Origin of the sequence: Idiomarina sp. 29L (genome assembly GCF_004123135.1) — a bacterium.
Classification (GTDB): Bacteria; Pseudomonadota; Gammaproteobacteria; order Enterobacterales; family Alteromonadaceae; genus Idiomarina.
Genome location: NZ_SDJS01000001.1, coordinates 289,857 through 305,847, shown reverse-complemented (window position 1 = coordinate 305,847; position 15,991 = coordinate 289,857). Strand labels below are relative to the sequence as shown.

Annotated in this window: 22 protein-coding genes; 3 read left to right on the top strand and 19 right to left on the bottom strand. The window is 45.5% G+C overall.

Features of this window, described 5'->3' with window-relative positions; translation table 11 throughout:
• Window positions 1-40: 40 nt before the first annotated feature.
• A complete protein-coding gene (gene smrB / locus EST55_RS01465) occupies window positions 41-607 on the top strand; it encodes an endonuclease SmrB (protein ID WP_129496251.1) in 567 nt (188 codons plus the stop codon).
• Here smrB and sixA read toward each other — a convergent pair.
• The 3 genes from sixA to EST55_RS01450 are packed head-to-tail and all read right to left on the bottom strand — an operon-like array spanning window position 604 to window position 1,878.
• Window positions 604-1,086, bottom strand: a complete 483-nt coding sequence (sixA, locus tag EST55_RS01460; RefSeq protein WP_129496250.1) for a phosphohistidine phosphatase SixA — start codon at window positions 1,084-1,086, stop codon at window positions 604-606. The genes smrB and sixA overlap by 4 nt on opposite strands.
• Window positions 1,083-1,442, bottom strand: a complete 360-nt coding sequence (locus tag EST55_RS01455) for an RnfH family protein (protein WP_053952744.1) — start codon at window positions 1,440-1,442, stop codon at window positions 1,083-1,085. The genes sixA and EST55_RS01455 overlap by 4 nt, the downstream gene beginning before the upstream one ends.
• Before the next feature lies 1 nt (window position 1,443).
• Window positions 1,444-1,878 (bottom strand): type II toxin-antitoxin system RatA family toxin, encoded by a 435-nt coding sequence (locus EST55_RS01450; RefSeq protein WP_129496249.1) that lies wholly within the window; start codon window positions 1,876-1,878, stop codon window positions 1,444-1,446.
• A gap of 108 nt (window positions 1,879-1,986) precedes the next feature.
• Between EST55_RS01450 and smpB the strand changes: the two genes are divergently transcribed.
• The gene (gene smpB / locus EST55_RS01445) at window positions 1,987-2,466 is read left to right on the top strand and encodes an SsrA-binding protein SmpB (protein WP_053952746.1); all 480 of its coding nucleotides are present in this window, start codon (window positions 1,987-1,989) and stop codon (window positions 2,464-2,466) included.
• Between the two features lie 16 nt (window positions 2,467-2,482).
• Here smpB and EST55_RS01440 read toward each other — a convergent pair whose 3' ends face one another.
• The 15 genes from EST55_RS01440 to queE form a co-directional block, all read right to left on the bottom strand.
• The gene (locus tag EST55_RS01440) at window positions 2,483-3,748 is read right to left on the bottom strand and encodes a type II toxin-antitoxin system HipA family toxin (protein WP_129496248.1); all 1,266 of its coding nucleotides are present in this window, start codon (window positions 3,746-3,748) and stop codon (window positions 2,483-2,485) included.
• Window positions 3,749-3,754: 6 nt separating this feature from the next.
• Window positions 3,755-4,036 carry a helix-turn-helix transcriptional regulator gene (locus EST55_RS01435; protein ID WP_129496247.1) on the bottom strand — a complete coding sequence of 94 codons (282 nt, stop codon included), beginning with the start codon at window positions 4,034-4,036 and terminating at the stop codon, window positions 3,755-3,757.
• 86 nt (window positions 4,037-4,122) lie between these two features.
• Window positions 4,123-4,575 (bottom strand): hypothetical protein, encoded by a 453-nt coding sequence (locus EST55_RS01430; RefSeq protein WP_129496246.1) that lies wholly within the window; start codon window positions 4,573-4,575, stop codon window positions 4,123-4,125.
• Window positions 4,532-4,921 (bottom strand): DUF192 domain-containing protein, encoded by a 390-nt coding sequence (locus EST55_RS01425; RefSeq protein WP_126751066.1) that lies wholly within the window; start codon window positions 4,919-4,921, stop codon window positions 4,532-4,534. The genes EST55_RS01430 and EST55_RS01425 overlap by 44 nt, the downstream gene beginning before the upstream one ends.
• The gene (locus tag EST55_RS01420) at window positions 4,918-5,709 is read right to left on the bottom strand and encodes a type II secretion system F family protein (protein ID WP_058579368.1); all 792 of its coding nucleotides are present in this window, start codon (window positions 5,707-5,709) and stop codon (window positions 4,918-4,920) included. The genes EST55_RS01425 and EST55_RS01420 overlap by 4 nt, the downstream gene beginning before the upstream one ends.
• Entirely contained in the window at window positions 5,709-6,557 is an 849-nt protein-coding gene (locus EST55_RS01415; protein WP_053952750.1) for a type II secretion system F family protein, read from the bottom strand. Before EST55_RS01415 ends, EST55_RS01420 begins: the two co-directional genes overlap by 1 nt.
• Window positions 6,539-7,762, bottom strand: a complete 1,224-nt coding sequence (locus tag EST55_RS01410) for a CpaF family protein (protein ID WP_129496245.1) — start codon at window positions 7,760-7,762, stop codon at window positions 6,539-6,541. The genes EST55_RS01415 and EST55_RS01410 overlap by 19 nt, the downstream gene beginning before the upstream one ends.
• Window positions 7,740-8,969: a pilus assembly protein N-terminal domain-containing protein gene (locus EST55_RS01405; RefSeq protein ID WP_164976519.1), complete on the bottom strand. Its 1,230-nt coding sequence runs from the start codon at window positions 8,967-8,969 to the stop codon at window positions 7,740-7,742. The genes EST55_RS01410 and EST55_RS01405 overlap by 23 nt, the downstream gene beginning before the upstream one ends.
• Window positions 8,954-9,661: a Flp pilus assembly protein CpaB gene (cpaB, locus tag EST55_RS01400; RefSeq protein WP_129496243.1), complete on the bottom strand. Its 708-nt coding sequence runs from the start codon at window positions 9,659-9,661 to the stop codon at window positions 8,954-8,956. The genes EST55_RS01405 and cpaB overlap by 16 nt, the downstream gene beginning before the upstream one ends.
• Before the next feature lie 184 nt (window positions 9,662-9,845).
• Window positions 9,846-10,352: a hypothetical protein gene (locus EST55_RS01395; RefSeq protein ID WP_129496242.1), complete on the bottom strand. Its 507-nt coding sequence runs from the start codon at window positions 10,350-10,352 to the stop codon at window positions 9,846-9,848.
• A gap of 34 nt (window positions 10,353-10,386) precedes the next feature.
• Window positions 10,387-11,451, bottom strand: coding sequence for a hypothetical protein (locus tag EST55_RS01390; protein WP_129496241.1), 1,065 nt, complete (start codon window positions 11,449-11,451; stop codon window positions 10,387-10,389).
• Between the two features lie 2 nt (window positions 11,452-11,453).
• Window positions 11,454-11,990: a hypothetical protein gene (locus EST55_RS01385; RefSeq protein ID WP_129496240.1), complete on the bottom strand. Its 537-nt coding sequence runs from the start codon at window positions 11,988-11,990 to the stop codon at window positions 11,454-11,456.
• A complete protein-coding gene (locus EST55_RS01380; protein ID WP_129496239.1) occupies window positions 11,977-13,191 on the bottom strand; it encodes a Tad domain-containing protein in 1,215 nt (404 codons plus the stop codon). Before EST55_RS01380 ends, EST55_RS01385 begins: the two co-directional genes overlap by 14 nt.
• A gap of 1 nt (window position 13,192) precedes the next feature.
• Complete coding sequence (locus tag EST55_RS01375) at window positions 13,193-13,468, bottom strand: pilus assembly protein (protein ID WP_129496238.1); 276 nt, start codon at window positions 13,466-13,468, stop codon at window positions 13,193-13,195.
• A 92-nt stretch (window positions 13,469-13,560) separates the two neighbouring features.
• Entirely contained in the window at window positions 13,561-14,232 is a 672-nt protein-coding gene (gene queE, locus EST55_RS01370) for a 7-carboxy-7-deazaguanine synthase QueE (RefSeq protein WP_129496237.1), read from the bottom strand.
• Between the two features lie 63 nt (window positions 14,233-14,295).
• Here queE and queC point away from each other — a divergent pair, with 63 nt between their 5' ends.
• Entirely contained in the window at window positions 14,296-14,955 is a 660-nt protein-coding gene (gene queC, locus EST55_RS01365) for a 7-cyano-7-deazaguanine synthase QueC (RefSeq protein WP_129496236.1), read from the top strand.
• Here queC and nagZ read toward each other — a convergent pair.
• On the bottom strand, window positions 14,952-15,956 hold the full coding sequence (gene nagZ / locus EST55_RS01360; RefSeq protein ID WP_129496235.1) for a beta-N-acetylhexosaminidase: 1,005 nt from the start codon (window positions 15,954-15,956) through the stop codon (window positions 14,952-14,954). The two genes, queC and nagZ, sit on opposite strands and share 4 nt — an antisense overlap.
• Between the last annotated feature and the right edge of the window lie 35 nt (window positions 15,957-15,991).

Sequence of the window (15,991 nt, the reverse complement as noted above, 5' to 3'; positions counted from 1 at the left end):
GTGTTAAAGATACCTTAATTTTACTCGGTTTTCATTATTCATGGTCGCAAAGAAAGGCTCTTCATCCTCGCTCTCAGAAGACGACATCGCGCTTTTTCGCGAGGCGGCTCAGGGCGCGGCTCCTATTGAGCAAGACAAGCGACCACCCGAGCCACCCAAAGTTTCTGAATTAAAGCGACGGAATACACAAAGGCAAGGTAACAGCCCTCAGGACATAGCTGCCGCCAGCCGCGAAGCCAGCCAGTATTTTTCAGACGGTTTTGAAGCACATTTTAGCGAAGGCGCTATGCAATTTACTGCCGACGGTGAGTCAACTTACTTAACCAAGCAGCTAAGGCGTGGCGACTATACACCAGAATTGCTGCTCGACTTACACGGAATGACCTTAGCAACCGCCCGACAGGAGCTCGCCGCGTTGCTTATTGCCTGTGAAAAAGAGCGTATTGGTTGTTGCTGCATTATGCATGGACACGGCAGCGGTAAGTTAAAACAACAGGTGCCACACTGGTTGGTGCAACACCCGCTAGTCAGAGCCTTTCATCAGGCGCCTCGTGAATGGGGTGGCGACGCGTCGTTACTGGTGTTACTTCGCGTTAATGACAATTAACCGGCGCATTTTTCAGCAATCATTAACTGCTGAAACTTACCCGTTAAGGTTTCTGGCGAAAATTCGATAACCGCAATGCCTGCCGTTGGGAAAATAGGTGGTTGTACACTGGCGTCCAGCTCATGCACCAAATAACTGACCAATGGCATGTGAGACACCAGCACCACGCTTTCGTAGCCATGCGTTTCAATTTCTGCCGCTAACCAGCTGACCACCGCTGCGGCGTGGCCGTCGGGTGTAATCGCGTCACAGTCTTCACGATGCTTAGTTTTCAGCTCTGTAAATAATACCGTTGCGGTTTGTTGCGCTCGTAAATACGGGCTCACAAAGACGCAGTCCACTTCACGATGAAGCTCTGTCAGCCATCGTGTGGTAGTGAGTACTTCACGCTCGCCCTCTGGTGTCAGGCGACGTTCTCTGTCTGAATAGCTTCCTTTCGGGTAGTGAGCCTCTCCATGACGCATTATGTACAGCTTCATTCGGGTTTCGACTCCTGCGCTTTGCGCTTAGCATCCGGTCTGCCACCGGTTACTTTGTCAGCTCGTCCAGACTGCTTTGCTTCCTCGGCGCGGCGCTTGCGTACCGCTTTCGGGTCAGCAATGAGCGGGCGATAAATTTCAATGCGATCGCCGTCTCGCGGCGTGGCATCTAATTTTGACGCTTTATTCCAGATACCCACTTTCTGAGTGCTAAGATCAATCTCCGGAAAGTGTTCTTTAATGCCCGACTGTAAAATACACTCTTCTACCGTTGCGCCCTCTTGCGGGTGCACCGTCAGAATGAGTTGCTTCTCGGGTGTGGCGTAGGCCACTTCAATGGTCAGCGTATTCGCCATGTTAGTTTCCGTATACCTGGTCTGCACGCTTCACAAAGGCATCGACCATTCTCGACGTCACTTCGCTAAAAATTTTGCCAAACGCCATGCCTAAAAGCCTGCTGGAAAACTCAAAGTCTAATTTCAACTCCACTTTGCAGGCGTCCTCTGACAACGGTTTGAACACCCAGCCGCCGGTCAGCTTTTTAAATGGCCCGTCAACAAGCTCCATGTCAATACGCTCTGGCTTTACCAACCTATTGCGCGTTGTGAAGGTTTTCTGAATGCCGGCTTTGCTTATTTGCAGTGACGCCACTTTATAGTCGTCATTTTGCTCAACCACGCGCGAGTCCGCGCACCCCGGAACAAACTCCGGGTACGAGTCAATATCGTTAACCAAGTTGAACATTTGCTCTGCACTGTATGAAACTAACGCACTTTTTTCGATACTGGGCATGTTTTTCTCTACCGCTAAAATTTGACTGCGCAATAATAACGCAACCAGATATGCTTTGAAGCCCTTAAAGCAATTTTCTTTTCAGTGTGCATAGGTATAATAGCGCTTATGAGCAAAAAGAAACTAAAACAATCGTCTAATACCATTGCGCTGAACAAAAAAGCCCGCCATGAATATTTCCTCGAAGACAAGTTCGAGGCAGGCATTAGTCTGCAAGGCTGGGAAATTAAAAGTATACGCGCCGGTAAAGCGAACATAAGCGACAGCTACGTCATTATTAAAGACGGCGAAGCCTATTTACTGGGGGCGGAAATACAACCGCTGAACCAGGCCTCTTCACACGTGTACTGCGAACCCGACCGTAGCCGTAAGCTGCTGCTAAAACGTCGAGAGCTCGACAAACTCATTGGCGCCGCCGAGCGCGAAGGCTACTCCATTGTGGCAACTGCCATGTATTGGAAAGGCCCTTGGGCCAAGCTGGAAATACACCTGGCCAAAGGTAAGAAGTCTCACGACAAACGTGACACCGTGAAAGAACGTGACTGGCAACGCCAGAAGTCACGGATACTGAAGCATTCGGTGCGTTAAGGCTTTAGCTAAGGCATCAGCCAATTCGAAAGTCTGAATGCAATTCGCGCCAATGCTCTTTGAGCACCTGTTTACTGGACTCCAGCATAGGTAACTCATTGAGCATTGTTGGCCACAACTCTCTTGCTTGCTCCATAGTTTCACTTAAGTGAACCGCTATAGGTTGCCATGGTACATCCGCTCGCTCAGCCCACTTTTTAAAGGTCTCCATATTGGTTTCATACCAATTTTTAACTTTCGCCATATTGAGCGCTGCCCCGTTTTCACCTTTCACATAAGGCAAGGTGGACACAATATCGTACGCCGGTGATAGCTGAGGCGTTATGCCATCTAGGTATATCAACGACCAGTTCTTAAGATGCGCATCACCATTTGCAAGTAAAATATTTCCCAACAAACGCTTCGCCATTTTCTGGGCATTCTTTAAGCCTTGCGGACTGTGCAGGTAAATAGCGTTAACGATTTGCTCGTAGTTTTTCTTCTCATATTTCTCATGAGAATACAGCTCAAACACCTGAGCAAAGTCTTCGGTATGTATTCGTTTGCCTTTACTGCGATCAAACCGTCGTATCGCATAGGCATATTCTTCATCAGGCAGCCGAATGTCGGGTAGGTTATGCAACTGAGTCAGTTTGACTAACTGTATTTCCGGTATGTCGATCCCCACTGACTCTGCTAACCGCATGGCTGTGTATTCGTTTGCCGGCACTTGCTTATAAACATTAGACGGTACTTTGATAATCCAGCTGTCAGAGTTATCTTCTTCATTGATATTAAAACGCTTGTCAGGGGCTCTTACTGACGAAAACTTCATTTGAATGCCTGCAAGCGACTGCCTGCTTGTCGCTTTGTCGATATTCACCTGTACCGCTTCTACCTTCTCCCTGTGAGCAAGCGCCCAAGCCGGTAGCTCTCCCGCAGCGATGGGAACCGCTTTAAGTGCGCCCGGAAGATTCGCACCTAAGTGAACCATAAGCGGAAACTCATTTTCCGAGTGGACTTTCAGTTCGCGACTTATAAAGTCTCGTAAAGCACCTTCGGGTAGCAAGTTTGAAAGCACTGGTGATAAGCGTTGGGTACTCACCTGAGGGAGCTCAAAATAGTTCTCACGTATTAGTTGAGTGAAACTAACTATTGGACGGTCACATTTATCGAGAACAGCAAAGTCAGGAGAAAAACTAAGAATATTTTTCCCTCCTGTGTAATGCGTCAACACTCCAACTTCTTGATCATTCAGTGTTATTTGAAGCCCTTCGACTTTTTCTACTCTCATGCTCGCCATTGGCGCCTAGTCCTCTAAATGCTTTTGATATTTTTCCCAAGAGTCATACTCGTTATAAACAGCTTCCGGCTCTCTAGCTTCTACTAAATTAGCGTCTTTAAATTCGAGCTCTAACTCTAACCCGGCCAATATGCGCAACAGAGTCGACAGTCGAATATCTTGTCCTGCCTCCACGCGTTGATACTGCTGCTGGGACATACCTATAAGCAGGCGCATGTCTTTTTGAGACAAGTTCCGTTTTTTTCGCTCTTCAACGAGTTTTTCTGAAATGACCTTTAACGTTTTCATTGAGCTGTACCTTTAGCATATTACTTAATCAAAGATACAACTCATTAATTGTTAAATCAATAAAATAAAACTTATATATTTATTAACTATTGAGCTCCTACCTCCTCAATGGGCACCTTTTGTAGAGCTAAAAGATCTTTCAGGAGTCCATCTAATTGCTCACCAGTTTCTTTGAGCTGAACCCGGGCATCCATTAGCGTGTTGGTTGTCTGCCTAAGCTGGTTCAATGCAAGGTTAAACCAGATATCGTTATTTGATGAATCGAACTCAAGTGATTGCAAATAAGCCTGCTCGCTGGCTTCAAAGCGATATTGCCTAAAGTAGATATTTCCTAGTAAAGCCCAACTCTGGGAGCTAGCTAGCCCTTTACTATGAAGCCACTGTAAATGATGCTCAGCTGAATCAAGATCACCAGATAAATACCAGTTTTTAGCGTTCTCAAAGCTTTTTAAACTTTGTTTTTGCTCTGCAACAGTTGCACTGCAACCACTGAGGCTAACAAGTAAGGTTAATACTGCAATCGAAGTGATAATTTTCACGAGGCGCTCCTTGCTTTTTATTGAATATGACAGGCTTTCCTAGCCATGACTCTAACGGCCAGTAACTACTGGCCACCGTTTCTATTAGACTGTGTGCTCCTTTAAACCAATGAACTTCATTAGGACAGATAAAGCGCCGTACCTCCATTATGCATTGCTGTTTATCTAATGCGATAACGTCTATAGGCTCTTTCATTCCCCAGGTATGAATCGATTTACAATAAGGGAACCAGTAAGCCATATCCGACGTTGGCTGGTCCTCTCCTAGCATCCCAATTAATCTCTGGTGAAATTTCGACATTTTTCGAACATCAGTCCATAAAATGACTGGTTGCTCTTTCGTCATGTGAACCCTCCCTGGCTCATTTGTAAAATAATAGGCCCTAAGATGACCAAAAAGTTAACCGGAAAGAAGCAGGTCACTAATGGAAACAAGAGCTTTACCGGTGCTTCCTGAGCCCTCTTTTCAGCGCTATTAAGCAGTTCCTGACGCAGCTGATGGGCAAAAAACCTTAAGGGTTTAGTAAGACTGGCTCCCTGCTGATGCCCTTTAACCAACATTGTTACCCATTCTTTAATCGGTTTAGCATCACAACCATCAGATAAAGCCTTCATTGAGGCATCAAACCCATTGCCGCGACGTAACCTCTGTACAACAGCGTTTATTTCAGAGGCTAAAAGTCTTTCATTGCATGAGTCTGCAACTTTTTCCAACGCAAGAATTAACGGAACTCCAGATGCCATCATCATAGAAATAAGGTCGCAAAAGTCCGGTAATTCCTTCACTAAGGTTTTATTTCGTTTTAGCCATAACGTTCGTCTTTTGTTGAAAACCATCAATAAAACGAGAGCAAAAAACATAAACACCAAAGGCTCTCTATTTATGATAGAAGTAGCTGCACTTATAGTAGCCAGGAGTAACCACACAAAAAATGATAAGTGTGCTTTATTACCTGCAAACTTAAGAACCAAATAACGTTCGACAACGACTTTCAGTTTATCCGGTGCTCTTTGCCATAAGTGGTTTATTTCTCTGTCCAGAACAGAACTTAACTGAAGATAACTCCATAATTTATAAGTACCGAAGAACACCACTGTACTGACAAAAAATATCAATATAAAAAGTAACAACATTAATCATCATCCGGGTTCATTATTTTCTTAACCATCCACCCGCCTAAAATCATCAATAACAAACTGGCAGCGAGCATTCCCATACCAATAAACGACTCAGTAAAAACAGCAGTGTGATTAGGCTTTATCCATCCTAATAAAAAATACAAACCAGCTGGCATTAACACGAGTATCTTCGCCTGCATTCTTGCTTGTGACGTTAATGTCAGTTGCCGCTCTTTTATATGTTGTTGCTGTTGAATATTTTCCGCCAGCCTCAGGAATATATCGGATTGCTGTCCGCCACTTTTCAGCCCCAGCTTTAATGCTTGAGCAACCAGTTTGACGGAAAAGATCGGGACCCGGCGTTGCCAGTCATCAAGACACTCTATGAAAGGCCGCCCAACTTTTTCCTGACGAAGCATTTCATCAACTTCTTGCCCAAGCGGAGGCTGCATACTGCCTTTAAAGCTTTTAAAAGCAGTACTGACACTGGCACCGCTGCGGATTTGGTTGCTCAAGCTAATGAGCATACCGGGTAATTGTTTCTCTAACTTCTCGAACCGTTTCTTTTTAAGAAAGCGATACATGAAAGGCGGTGCAATTAGCGTAAGAACAAAACTACAAATAGCCCACAAAACCGGGGAAGTAAGCCAAACAATAACTGGCAGAATAACTAACAATAGCAAGTAACCACGAACCAGCCAGCTAACCGGAAGATTAAGAAAAAAGTCTTCCAGAGAGCGAACGGTTGATAGCTTTAACTTGTTCTCGAACTCCTGATACTTGTCTGGTGTCGCATGTGAAAATAGCCAAAACCAACAAGATACAGTCAGAGTAATAAGCAGTACTAAAAAGACGATATACATGATTCATCACCCATCAGGGTTTTAAACAGGCTTTCTCGAATATCATCCGACTGCTGCTCTGCAAAGCGACACAACGTTTGATTACTGGTCAGGGAATGTTCTGCGCTTTCCCGACTAAACAACGGCGACATTTGTAAAACGTCGTCATCAATACCCGTGAGCTCATCAATGCTTACAACTAACCGTCGTCCATCGGGTGCTCGGGCAATTTGCACGATAATATCTACAGCACTTGATATTTGTTGCCTCAAAGCGCTGACTGGTAGCTCTATTCCACCCATTAAAACCATAACTTCCAGCCGTCTGAGCGCATCACGGGCACTATTTGCATGAACTGTGGAAAGAGAGCCAGCATGACCGGTATTCATTGCCTGTAACATATCCAAGGCTTCTGCACCTCGACACTCACCTACCACTAATCTATCTGGCCTCATTCGCAAAGCGTTGATCACCAATTCTCGAATACCCACATCGCCGGTGCCTTCCTGGTTCTTAGGGCGAGACTCCAGGCCAATTAAATTGTCATGATTTAACTGTAGCTCCGCAGCATCCTCAATGGTTAAGACGCGCTCCCCTTCAGGAATTTCGTGCGACAGAATATTGAGCAACGTTGTTTTGCCAGTTCCCGTGCCCCCAGACACTATAATGTTTTGCCTGCAACGTACCGCCAGTTTTAAGAAGTCAGCCGCTTGCTGAGTCAAAGAGCCACTGTTTACCAAGTCGTTAATTCCTAATGACTGTTTAGAAAACTTCCGAACAGTAAGACAAGCACCTTTTGTTGCCAGTGGTGATATAACAGCATTAACACGAGAACCATCAGGCAAACGGGCATCGACCATAGGAGAAGCGTCGTCAATATGTCGGCCTAACGGCAAAACGATACGATCAATTGCTCTTCTTAGTGCATCTTCTGAAGTAAATATTTCAGCCGCTTTTTGTAACTTACCGCTACGCTCAACAAAGATTTTATCGTAACGATTGACCATTATTTCACTGACGGAGCCATCGGCTAAAAGCCTTTCTATAGGCCCCAAGCCAATAACTTCAGCAATAGCGTCTTCAATAATGCTGGGCTCGAAGTCAGAGGCTTGTTGTAGAAAACGATGCGCATACTCACGCAGCCCTGTTTCATCCAAAGCTTCAATTTGACTGTCGCGAACATCAAGACGGTTTCGCAGAGTTTCAATGGCTTGTTCTATTTTCATAAACTAGTTCCCTTAGTTGTAACACTGACTCGTCCTTGAACCAGTTATTTCTTTCTTCCCGTTTTTTCTCTTTATCTAAACGTCGTTTGTCAGCCGATGACATTTTTTCAGCAGTAACCATAACCACAAGCTCAGTTGTTTGCTCCCGGTGTTGCTGACTGCCGAATACTCGATTCAACCCCGGTAGCTCTCCGAAGCCCGGCATTTCATCCGACTGGTTAGATTCATCCACGTTTAATAAGCCAGACAAAACCATAGTGTCGCCGTCTTCAGAGAGAAACACAGATTCAGTACGTCTGGTCAAAATACCGGGGACTCCCGCCACAGAAACCGCAGGATCAATATTACTCAGTTCGGCACTTAACTTGGTTTTAATGCGCCCATCCTTTAAAACAACAGGTTCAACTATGAGTCGAATGCCATACTCACGGAAAGTCACATCTTGCATACCCTGGGCAACGACTTGAGGAATGGGAAGCTCACCCCCGGCCAAAAAGCTGGCTTTCTCGCCACTCTGAGTAGAAAGCGTTGGGTTGGCCAAAAGTTTCGCTAGACCATGGCGTTTCATAAACATGAGCTGGGAGGCGATATCAAGCTCCCAGTCAAATAAACCAGAAACTGCGCTTGATACAGATGGCCCCTCTGATGCACCTTGCCAGCGAATACCAATATCTTCCAAAGCCTGTCGCTTTGTTTCGAGTATATTTACTCGCAACGTCAGCATTGGCTCTTCACTCTCTTGCATAGAGGTTAAATTCATTATATTCGAATCCCCCTGAGCTAACGCCTTAATGAGGTTATAGGCCTTGGAAGAAACCGAGCCTGAAAGTACCATAAGACCATTGCGCTCTTCCAAATGAAGCCCATCTTCAACCGCAGACAATGCTTTAATTCGCTCTTTCAGTACCCCTTTACTTGACGGCGCAACAGTTACTAAAACCTTTTTGCTTTTGTCGCTATGCTTAAGCCAGACATCTGTACTGCCTACACTCACCGCTTTAAGAATGATTTGCTCATTACTGAGGAGCTTCGCTTGTACGATATTTTCATCACTAACGAGCACGTTAGTCCCTGACGAAATATTAATTGAAGTCGAGCCACCTAACTCAATAACGTGGTTATCAATATTATTAGCTAGAACATTAAAAGCCGATAAAACTAAAAACAGACAAGTTAGCGCTCGTGTGTACTTTAATATGCCGTCCATGACATCACCTTTGAAGTTAAACTTTCCGTGTTCCAAACATCTTTTCTCGAGCTCGACGAACTTCTTGCCCATACCAGCATTCCACTGCCCATAGCCCGCGTAAATTCATCAACATCGTCTGGCTTGATAAGTAAAGTCAACGCGTAGCTCCCATAGCCATCGTTAAGTCCATGAATATCGAACACCTCAATATTCTCGAACGACTCAGTTGCGATACCGCTTTCAAAGTGTTCACCCACAAATGCAATATCAACAACATCTCCAGGCTTTAATAACGCATTGTGAAGCCCCAGGTTATCGGTGCTAACTGTAATTGCATAATGCCCATCAGGCAGCTGACGCGACAAACCGCTATTTTGCTGGTTTAATAAACCTCGCTTCGATACAGGCTCTCCTTTACCTCCATCTACTCTGAGTTCCTGACCAATAATAAGACCGGCTTCATTCTGTAAGAACCAATTATGATTAATTAGATGACTAGGGTATTGCCGCACCAACAAATCTTTTGCCGATACAATGGTTCCTGCAGTTAAATCGTTAGCGAAAACCACAACAGAGTGAGTATCAGCTGATGCTTGCTCCATCCGGCGCTGAGTTTCCGTGTTGAGGTATTCATTAATCATGAAAACAGTAATTAATGAAATGATTAAACTAAAAATGACTGCAAATATCCCTTTTGCTTTTTTACTCACGATCCCCCTCCTGGAATGAGCACTAAATGACGCCAGATAAAATCGTAAAACTCCCTGACTCTATTCCCTGTTTCTATTAAATAATCAATAACTGACCAGTTTTCTTCTACAACAACCAGCGCTAACATGACGAATATCGAAAGGAGCATCCATTCAACCGATGCCTGGCCGCGTTGGTAAGCCGTCATATCACATGAACCATAACGACATATTCGCCTTGCTGAGAAAATACCAACCGGCCTAAGCCGTCTTTAAACTCCCACAGATCATTTGGCATCTCTATGGAGCGAAACGAACGTATCTTCTGGCTGTACTTAAGCTTTAAAATCTTTTGCACATCACCCAGACTGTAGTGCGATACATAAACCCAAACTTCCTTGCCATTTTGTTCGGTTTGCGACAACACGAAAAATGGGCCAACTAATTTAGCCCCTTCGATATCCGTGGTAATAATTTTACTAAGAACCCATGTGTCATCTGTTCCTTTGAAAAAGGTCCAGTTTTTATTCTCAATTTGGCACAACCAAAAATCGAACTTATTGCGGTCGCAATATGGATAAAAGTCTTTTAAAAGTTCCCAGTCTGGTGTTTTTGGATTTTGTAAAAAATAGGCTTTCGCACCGGTATTATTTGCTACCGGCATTTGCGTCCACTGCCACTGATCAAATCCCGTTGGAATATCAGCAATCATAAGTTCCCTCTTAGTTTGCTCGTTAAGTCCCGCTCTAATTCGGACTTTTTGGAATCGTATGAACTATCACAATACTTTTTCCTTCCTGGGAAAAAGTCAGACGACCCAAGTCTCCTTTAAAGTGCCAAATATCATTATTTGTCTCGACTGACTCAAAGGACTGAATATCCTGATTATGAAAAAATAGAAGCATATCTTTAGTATGCTCAATATCACCCCATACTAGATATGCCCATACCTCCGTTTCAGCGGAATCACCGTAGTAAAGTTTTATTGGTTGCGTTTCCAAAATACCTTCGGGGGCTCCGCTTTCTAACTTGGTTAAAACCCACTGACCATCTTTGCCCTCATAAAACCGCCAGTCAGCCTTTCCAATGCCACAGGCCCAAACCATCGTTTTTCCTCCTGGGCAAAGTGGATACTGAAAGTCTATTCGCTCCCAATCTGGCTCATATGGATCTTCCAAGTAATAACCAACAACATAGTCATTTAATGAACTTATCGGTTTTATACTCCATGACCACTCATTAAAAAGTGGAGGAAGTTCACTTTCATTAGTATTCTCAGGTTTGCCTAGTGTTGAACTTGGTGTCTCGCCTTTTGAAACTTTGTGAGTAATAATCACGCTCTCACTCTGCTGGGAAAATGTAACCCGCCCCATTTCGTTATCCAGCGTCCACACATCATGCTCAGTTTCAATAGATTCCGTAGCTTTAACATTCTGAGCATGCTCAAGTTGCATAGCTGCTTTAGAAGCCCGCATGTTAAGTAGAGAGAAATAACCCCATACTTGCTCGTTATCATTTTCGACGAAGTGAAAGGGCATCATTGGTCCAGTAATTGAAGCTTCCTCTTGCTTTACAGGCACTGATGCTAACACCCATTGTCCATCGCCATTCTGATATAGTGTCAATTCTAACCCGTCGGCTATGCACAACCATACAGATGTGTTATTCCCGAGACATCCAGGATATTCATCATAAACGTCTTCCCACACGGGTTCTGCTGGTGCTTCAAGGTGGTAAGCAACTATATTTTCAAGCGAACTAATTGACTGCTGACTCCACGACCAATCATCAAATACATCTGGTAAATCCATTACTACCTCTCTGTTAATGCATTTTCAGGAACTACGTCAGAGTCAATATGACCAAAAATTAACGAGTCTGACTCTAGTTCTTCTGCTAGGAAAATCCTGCCAAGGCCATCCTGAATTATTTCAGTAACTTCACCTGACAACACACTATTTACGACTAGCGATGCTGGCCTCGAAATTAAATCGCTTTCACTTCTAGCTTCCCAACTATCAGTTAATCTAACCATGTTAAAAGTTGGAATCTTTGTTGGATCAGTTACTCTCAAATTGTCACTTTCCAGATTAACTGGAAGCAAACGATCTATTGGCCCAAACACTCGACCTAAATCATCATTCAAACGATAACTCCCGCTCAACTTAGTGTTCTCTATGTCTCTCAACTTTTCCCATGTAACTTGGCGTGACAACTTTAGATACTTTGTTTGAGTGTTCTCAGCAGGGAGTAAAACGTCTTTAAAAGAGACAGTAACAACAACTAACAAAGTTAAACCTAACAAAAACTCAGCAGCGCCTTGCCCTTTTTCTTTATTAAATAAACTCACGACCTAGTAGCACCAATTTTTCTTCCGAATTTAAAGGCTCCAAAAATGCCTCCCATAAAGCATTAAATAGGTTTTCATTTTCTATTAGCGAATCAGTTCTAGGGAATAGAGAACTTGGTCTAATAAATCGAGTTCTAGCCTTAGCGTAAGCAACTTGCTCGTCTCCCATTACTTTTACAATTACTGAGTCCATACTTAAGCTTAAGGTTCGCCCCAAGATCCGGTAGCTAAAACTATCCTGAGAGACCCTCAAAGATTCCATTTGACCAAGAGCAAGACTTGAAGACATTGAGTTATCTCGGAAGGCCCCACCATAGTTTGAGCGACGAGATCTACGTTCGTCTTGAGCCTTTGCTCCCCAACCAAGAGGGAGAACTTCGCGAAAACCTCCTATAAGCAACCGGCGTTTGTGAAGCGAAACAGAATCAAGAGCATGCCAATCCCAACTGCCATCATTATCACTAGCGAGTTCGGTTCCACCACGTTTCGGTACTTTGAAGCTGTATAAATCGACCCAGTCATAACTACGAGATTTACTAAATGGGTCTAAGCTTTTTACAGTCAAATCTTCAAAAAACTCGGACTCATTAGAGCGTTCTGTTGACTTAGAATGTGTTTTTCTAGCCCAAAGGGCAGGGAAAGGGGCTATTCCTCCTCCTTGATATGAACTCCAGCCTAGTTCCTCTGAATGCTTGGAAACTACGTCATTAATCAATAAAGGTAATTCAACAATAAACCCAGCGTTCAATAACCATTGAGCTTCAGAGATCCCCTGGACTACCAGAGCCTGAAACGCAACCAAAAGGCGCGCCACTTCCGCAAAACTCTCCTCAATGCGCTCGACAATCATCGATATCGCCCGAGTTATTTGAGCTACGTAAGGAATAAAAGAGGTAATGGTTTCAAGGTTTTCTGCGGTGCGATCCAGCATGGCCAAGTAACTTGCTAAGCCAACCCACTGGGCAATTGCAACTTGGTTGCCGATAAGCGCTCGGTTGGTAAGAGCCATGAAGTTCATCTGCCGCGACATGGCTACTGCGGCACTATATGCAGCGTTGTCAGCGACACTTTGCAGATAAAACTGCTGGCGTGCGTGTTTGCCCATGTCGGTCACAGCAAAGAGCAAACTTGTAACTAAGAGCAAAACGCCTGTCATCATGACCAACGTTTGCCCTGTTTGCTTTTTTCGAAAGCCAAACATTTTAGTTATCGCCCTGTTCGGTAGCCTCGTCATAATTACCGAGGGTGACGTCAGTATTGGCTACAGTTCCGGCACGTCGGGACGATTGTCTGGCTCTGTTGAGTTGTTGACTAGAGGACTGCCCTGTCATTTCCTGAGCCAGACCGGCAACTTGGTTTCGTATCGCTTTTCCAAACAGTGAGTAAACGCCAATTGCAGCAACGGCAATAAGCGCAACAATGATGATGTATTCGGTCATGCCCTGACCGCGACTGCGTGAAGTGAATTTCCGTTTCATAAAACCTCCTGTCAAAATTTGCCTGGCTTGGCGAGTTAGGACAGGAAGTATAGATCGACTTTCAGAGGGTCAGGGCACGAGTAGTCAATGTCTTACTCAATATTAAGATATTTATGCATCTGCACCGACAAGCGCCAGTTGCGCTCAATGCAGGTTTGCATGGCAAGCTCAGTGGCGCGTGGCCGCTGACTTATGGGCTGTAGGCAAATAATTGCGTCGGCTTTGGGTGGGCAACGTTTTAGCAGTGAATCTAAAGCGTCTATGTGTTTTTGCATGGCAACCGGGTGTTTTATTTCGTTAGCGCGCGCCATGCAGTCCGGGCGCACCAGGTAGCCGCCCGGCATATCTAACTTAGGCGACACTGTTACCCAGGTGTTGTCGGTCACTTTTAGCTCGAAGGTGCCGCTGGTTTCTATTTGCAGCTGGTAGCCTTTGGCCTCTAAGGCTTCGCCTAACGGCAACAAGTTGAACATAGCGGGCTCGCCGCCGGTTATCACCACGTGTTTGGCGGCGTAACCTTCTTGCTCAAAGCGTTTTACTATGTCTTCCGCGGTCATTTGTGCCCATTTCGATGAGGCTTCGGTTTTTGCCATCATCTTGTCGGTGCTGACTTTATCGCTGTCGTTGGTTTCCCAGGTGTGTTGGGTGTCGCACCACGGACAACCCACTGGGCAGCCTTGCAAGCGCACAAATATAGATGGCACACCGGTAAAGGTGCCCTCGCCCTGTAGGGTCTCGAAAATTTCGTTGATGCGGTAAGACATAGCTTTCGTTAAAATGGCTTCTATTAAGGTGGATAGACCGCAGATTATACGGAGAGTTACAGCATGTCGCAAAAGGTCGTTGTTATTTATTCAGGTGGAATGGACTCGTTTACGGTGTTGCACAAAGCATTGCAGGAAGGCAATGAGGTGTTGGCACTGTCGTTTAACTACGGTCAGCGCCATGTAAAAGAGTTGGAAGTTGCCGCTAACGTCTGCAAACAGCATGGAATTCCGCATAAAGTGGTCGACATTACTGCCATTAACCAGCTGCTGTCCGGCAGTTCATTAACCGACGACATTGATATTCCCGAGGGACACTACGAAGAAGAGTCAATGAAGTCGACGGTGGTGCCCAACCGCAATATGATTTTGCTGTCGTTAGCCATTGGTTATGCAGTGTCTCAGGAAGCCTCTGCGGTATATTACGGCGCTCACTCAGGCGACCACGCTATTTATCCGGACTGTCGCCCGGAGTTTGTGCGTCAAATGGATGTGGTCAGTAAAATGGCCAACTACGAACCGGTAGCTGTTCATGCGCCTTATTTAGACGTCGATAAAAACGCCATTTTAGCCGACGGCCTGAAAATGGGCTTAGACTACAGCCAAACCTGGACGTGCTATAACGGCCGGGACAAGGCCTGTGGTAAGTGCGGCGCTTGCGTAGAGCGGCTAGAGGCCTTCGCTGCTAACGGCGTTGAAGACCCCATTCCTTACGAAGCTTAATTAACCACCGAAAGCCAGCGCTGTGCTTGCTGCCAGCGCTCGGTGCGTTTTAACGCTTCCAAGCCTACCGCTGGTTCGCTCATTAGCATACGCTGCACCCGCTGAGCACTCTCAGGCTCGGTTGCCGGAAGCTCTGCGTCGAGGACCTGTAAGGCCCCTGCTCTGTCATTACACACCAGTATCATATCGCAGCCTGCGTTCAGTGCGGCGAATGCGCGTTGTTGCATGTCACCCGCGACGGTAGCACCTTGCATCGACAAGTCATCACTGAAAATGGTGCCGTTAAATTGTAGTTCGTTGCGCAGTATTTGTTGTAGCCAAAACTCACTAAAGCCAGCGGGCTGTGGGTCAATTTTCGGATAAATAACGTGTGCCGGCATGATGCCATCGAGCTTTTGGCTTAATGACAAAAATGGCTTTAAGTCGTGCGCACGAATTTGCTCTAGTGTGCGGTCGTCTTCTGGAATGGCAATGTGCGAGTCAGCCTGCACCGAGCCATGACCCGGGAAATGCTTGCCCGTAGAAGCCATACCGGCTTCATGCATGCCCTCTATAAACGCTGATGCCAGCTCGGAAATCTCTGACGGGACATCAGAAAAAGCGCGATCACCTATCACTTCGCTGCAGTCATCAACGTCTAATACTGGCGCAAAGCTAATATCGATGCCAACCGCCTGTACTTCTGCTGCCATGAGCCATCCTAAGTCTCGCGCAGCGCGGTGGCGTTCGTCCGCATTCTCAATGCGGCGTAACGATCCCATTGCAGGAATCGCACTAAAGCCCTCGCGAAATCGCTGTACACGCCCGCCCTCGTGGTCAACCGCAATAAGCAATGGTTTAGCGGCCGCCATACGTGCTTCCTGGGTTAACCGAGCCAACTGCTCAAGCGATGCGAAGTTACGTGTAAACAGTATCAACCCATTAACCGAGGGCTGCGCCAATAGCTTTTTGTCTTCTGGCGTTAGCTCTGTGCCCTCAATGTCTATCATGACTTGTGCCATAACGTCGTTGTTCTCCGTCTGTGTTTAACGGTAAA

Bases quoted from the DNA above. Each gene is read 5' to 3' on its own strand.
- smrB (WP_129496251.1), top strand. From the start codon at position 41: ATGGTCGCAAAGAAAGGCTCTTCATCCTCGCTCTCAGAAGACGACATC.
- sixA (WP_129496250.1), bottom strand. From the start codon at position 1,086: ATGAAGCTGTACATAATGCGTCATGGAGAGGCTCACTACCCGAAAGGA.
- EST55_RS01455 (WP_053952744.1), bottom strand. From the start codon at position 1,442: ATGGCGAATACGCTGACCATTGAAGTGGCCTACGCCACACCCGAGAAG.
- EST55_RS01450 (WP_129496249.1), bottom strand. From the start codon at position 1,878: ATGCCCAGTATCGAAAAAAGTGCGTTAGTTTCATACAGTGCAGAGCAA.
- smpB (WP_053952746.1), top strand. From the start codon at position 1,987: ATGAGCAAAAAGAAACTAAAACAATCGTCTAATACCATTGCGCTGAAC.
- EST55_RS01440 (WP_129496248.1), bottom strand. From the start codon at position 3,748: ATGGCGAGCATGAGAGTAGAAAAAGTCGAAGGGCTTCAAATAACACTG.
- EST55_RS01435 (WP_129496247.1), bottom strand. From the start codon at position 4,036: ATGAAAACGTTAAAGGTCATTTCAGAAAAACTCGTTGAAGAGCGAAAA.
- EST55_RS01425 (WP_126751066.1), bottom strand. From the start codon at position 4,921: ATGACGAAAGAGCAACCAGTCATTTTATGGACTGATGTTCGAAAAATG.
- EST55_RS01420 (WP_058579368.1), bottom strand. From the start codon at position 5,709: ATGTTGTTACTTTTTATATTGATATTTTTTGTCAGTACAGTGGTGTTC.
- EST55_RS01415 (WP_053952750.1), bottom strand. From the start codon at position 6,557: ATGTATATCGTCTTTTTAGTACTGCTTATTACTCTGACTGTATCTTGT.
- EST55_RS01410 (WP_129496245.1), bottom strand. From the start codon at position 7,762: ATGAAAATAGAACAAGCCATTGAAACTCTGCGAAACCGTCTTGATGTT.
- EST55_RS01405 (WP_164976519.1), bottom strand. From the start codon at position 8,969: ATGGACGGCATATTAAAGTACACACGAGCGCTAACTTGTCTGTTTTTA.
- EST55_RS01395 (WP_129496242.1), bottom strand. From the start codon at position 10,352: ATGATTGCTGATATTCCAACGGGATTTGATCAGTGGCAGTGGACGCAA.
- EST55_RS01390 (WP_129496241.1), bottom strand. From the start codon at position 11,451: ATGGATTTACCAGATGTATTTGATGATTGGTCGTGGAGTCAGCAGTCA.
- EST55_RS01380 (WP_129496239.1), bottom strand. From the start codon at position 13,191: ATGTTTGGCTTTCGAAAAAAGCAAACAGGGCAAACGTTGGTCATGATG.
- EST55_RS01375 (WP_129496238.1), bottom strand. From the start codon at position 13,468: ATGAAACGGAAATTCACTTCACGCAGTCGCGGTCAGGGCATGACCGAA.
- queE (WP_129496237.1), bottom strand. From the start codon at position 14,232: ATGTCTTACCGCATCAACGAAATTTTCGAGACCCTACAGGGCGAGGGC.
- queC (WP_129496236.1), top strand. From the start codon at position 14,296: ATGTCGCAAAAGGTCGTTGTTATTTATTCAGGTGGAATGGACTCGTTT.
- nagZ (WP_129496235.1), bottom strand. From the start codon at position 15,956: ATGGCACAAGTCATGATAGACATTGAGGGCACAGAGCTAACGCCAGAA.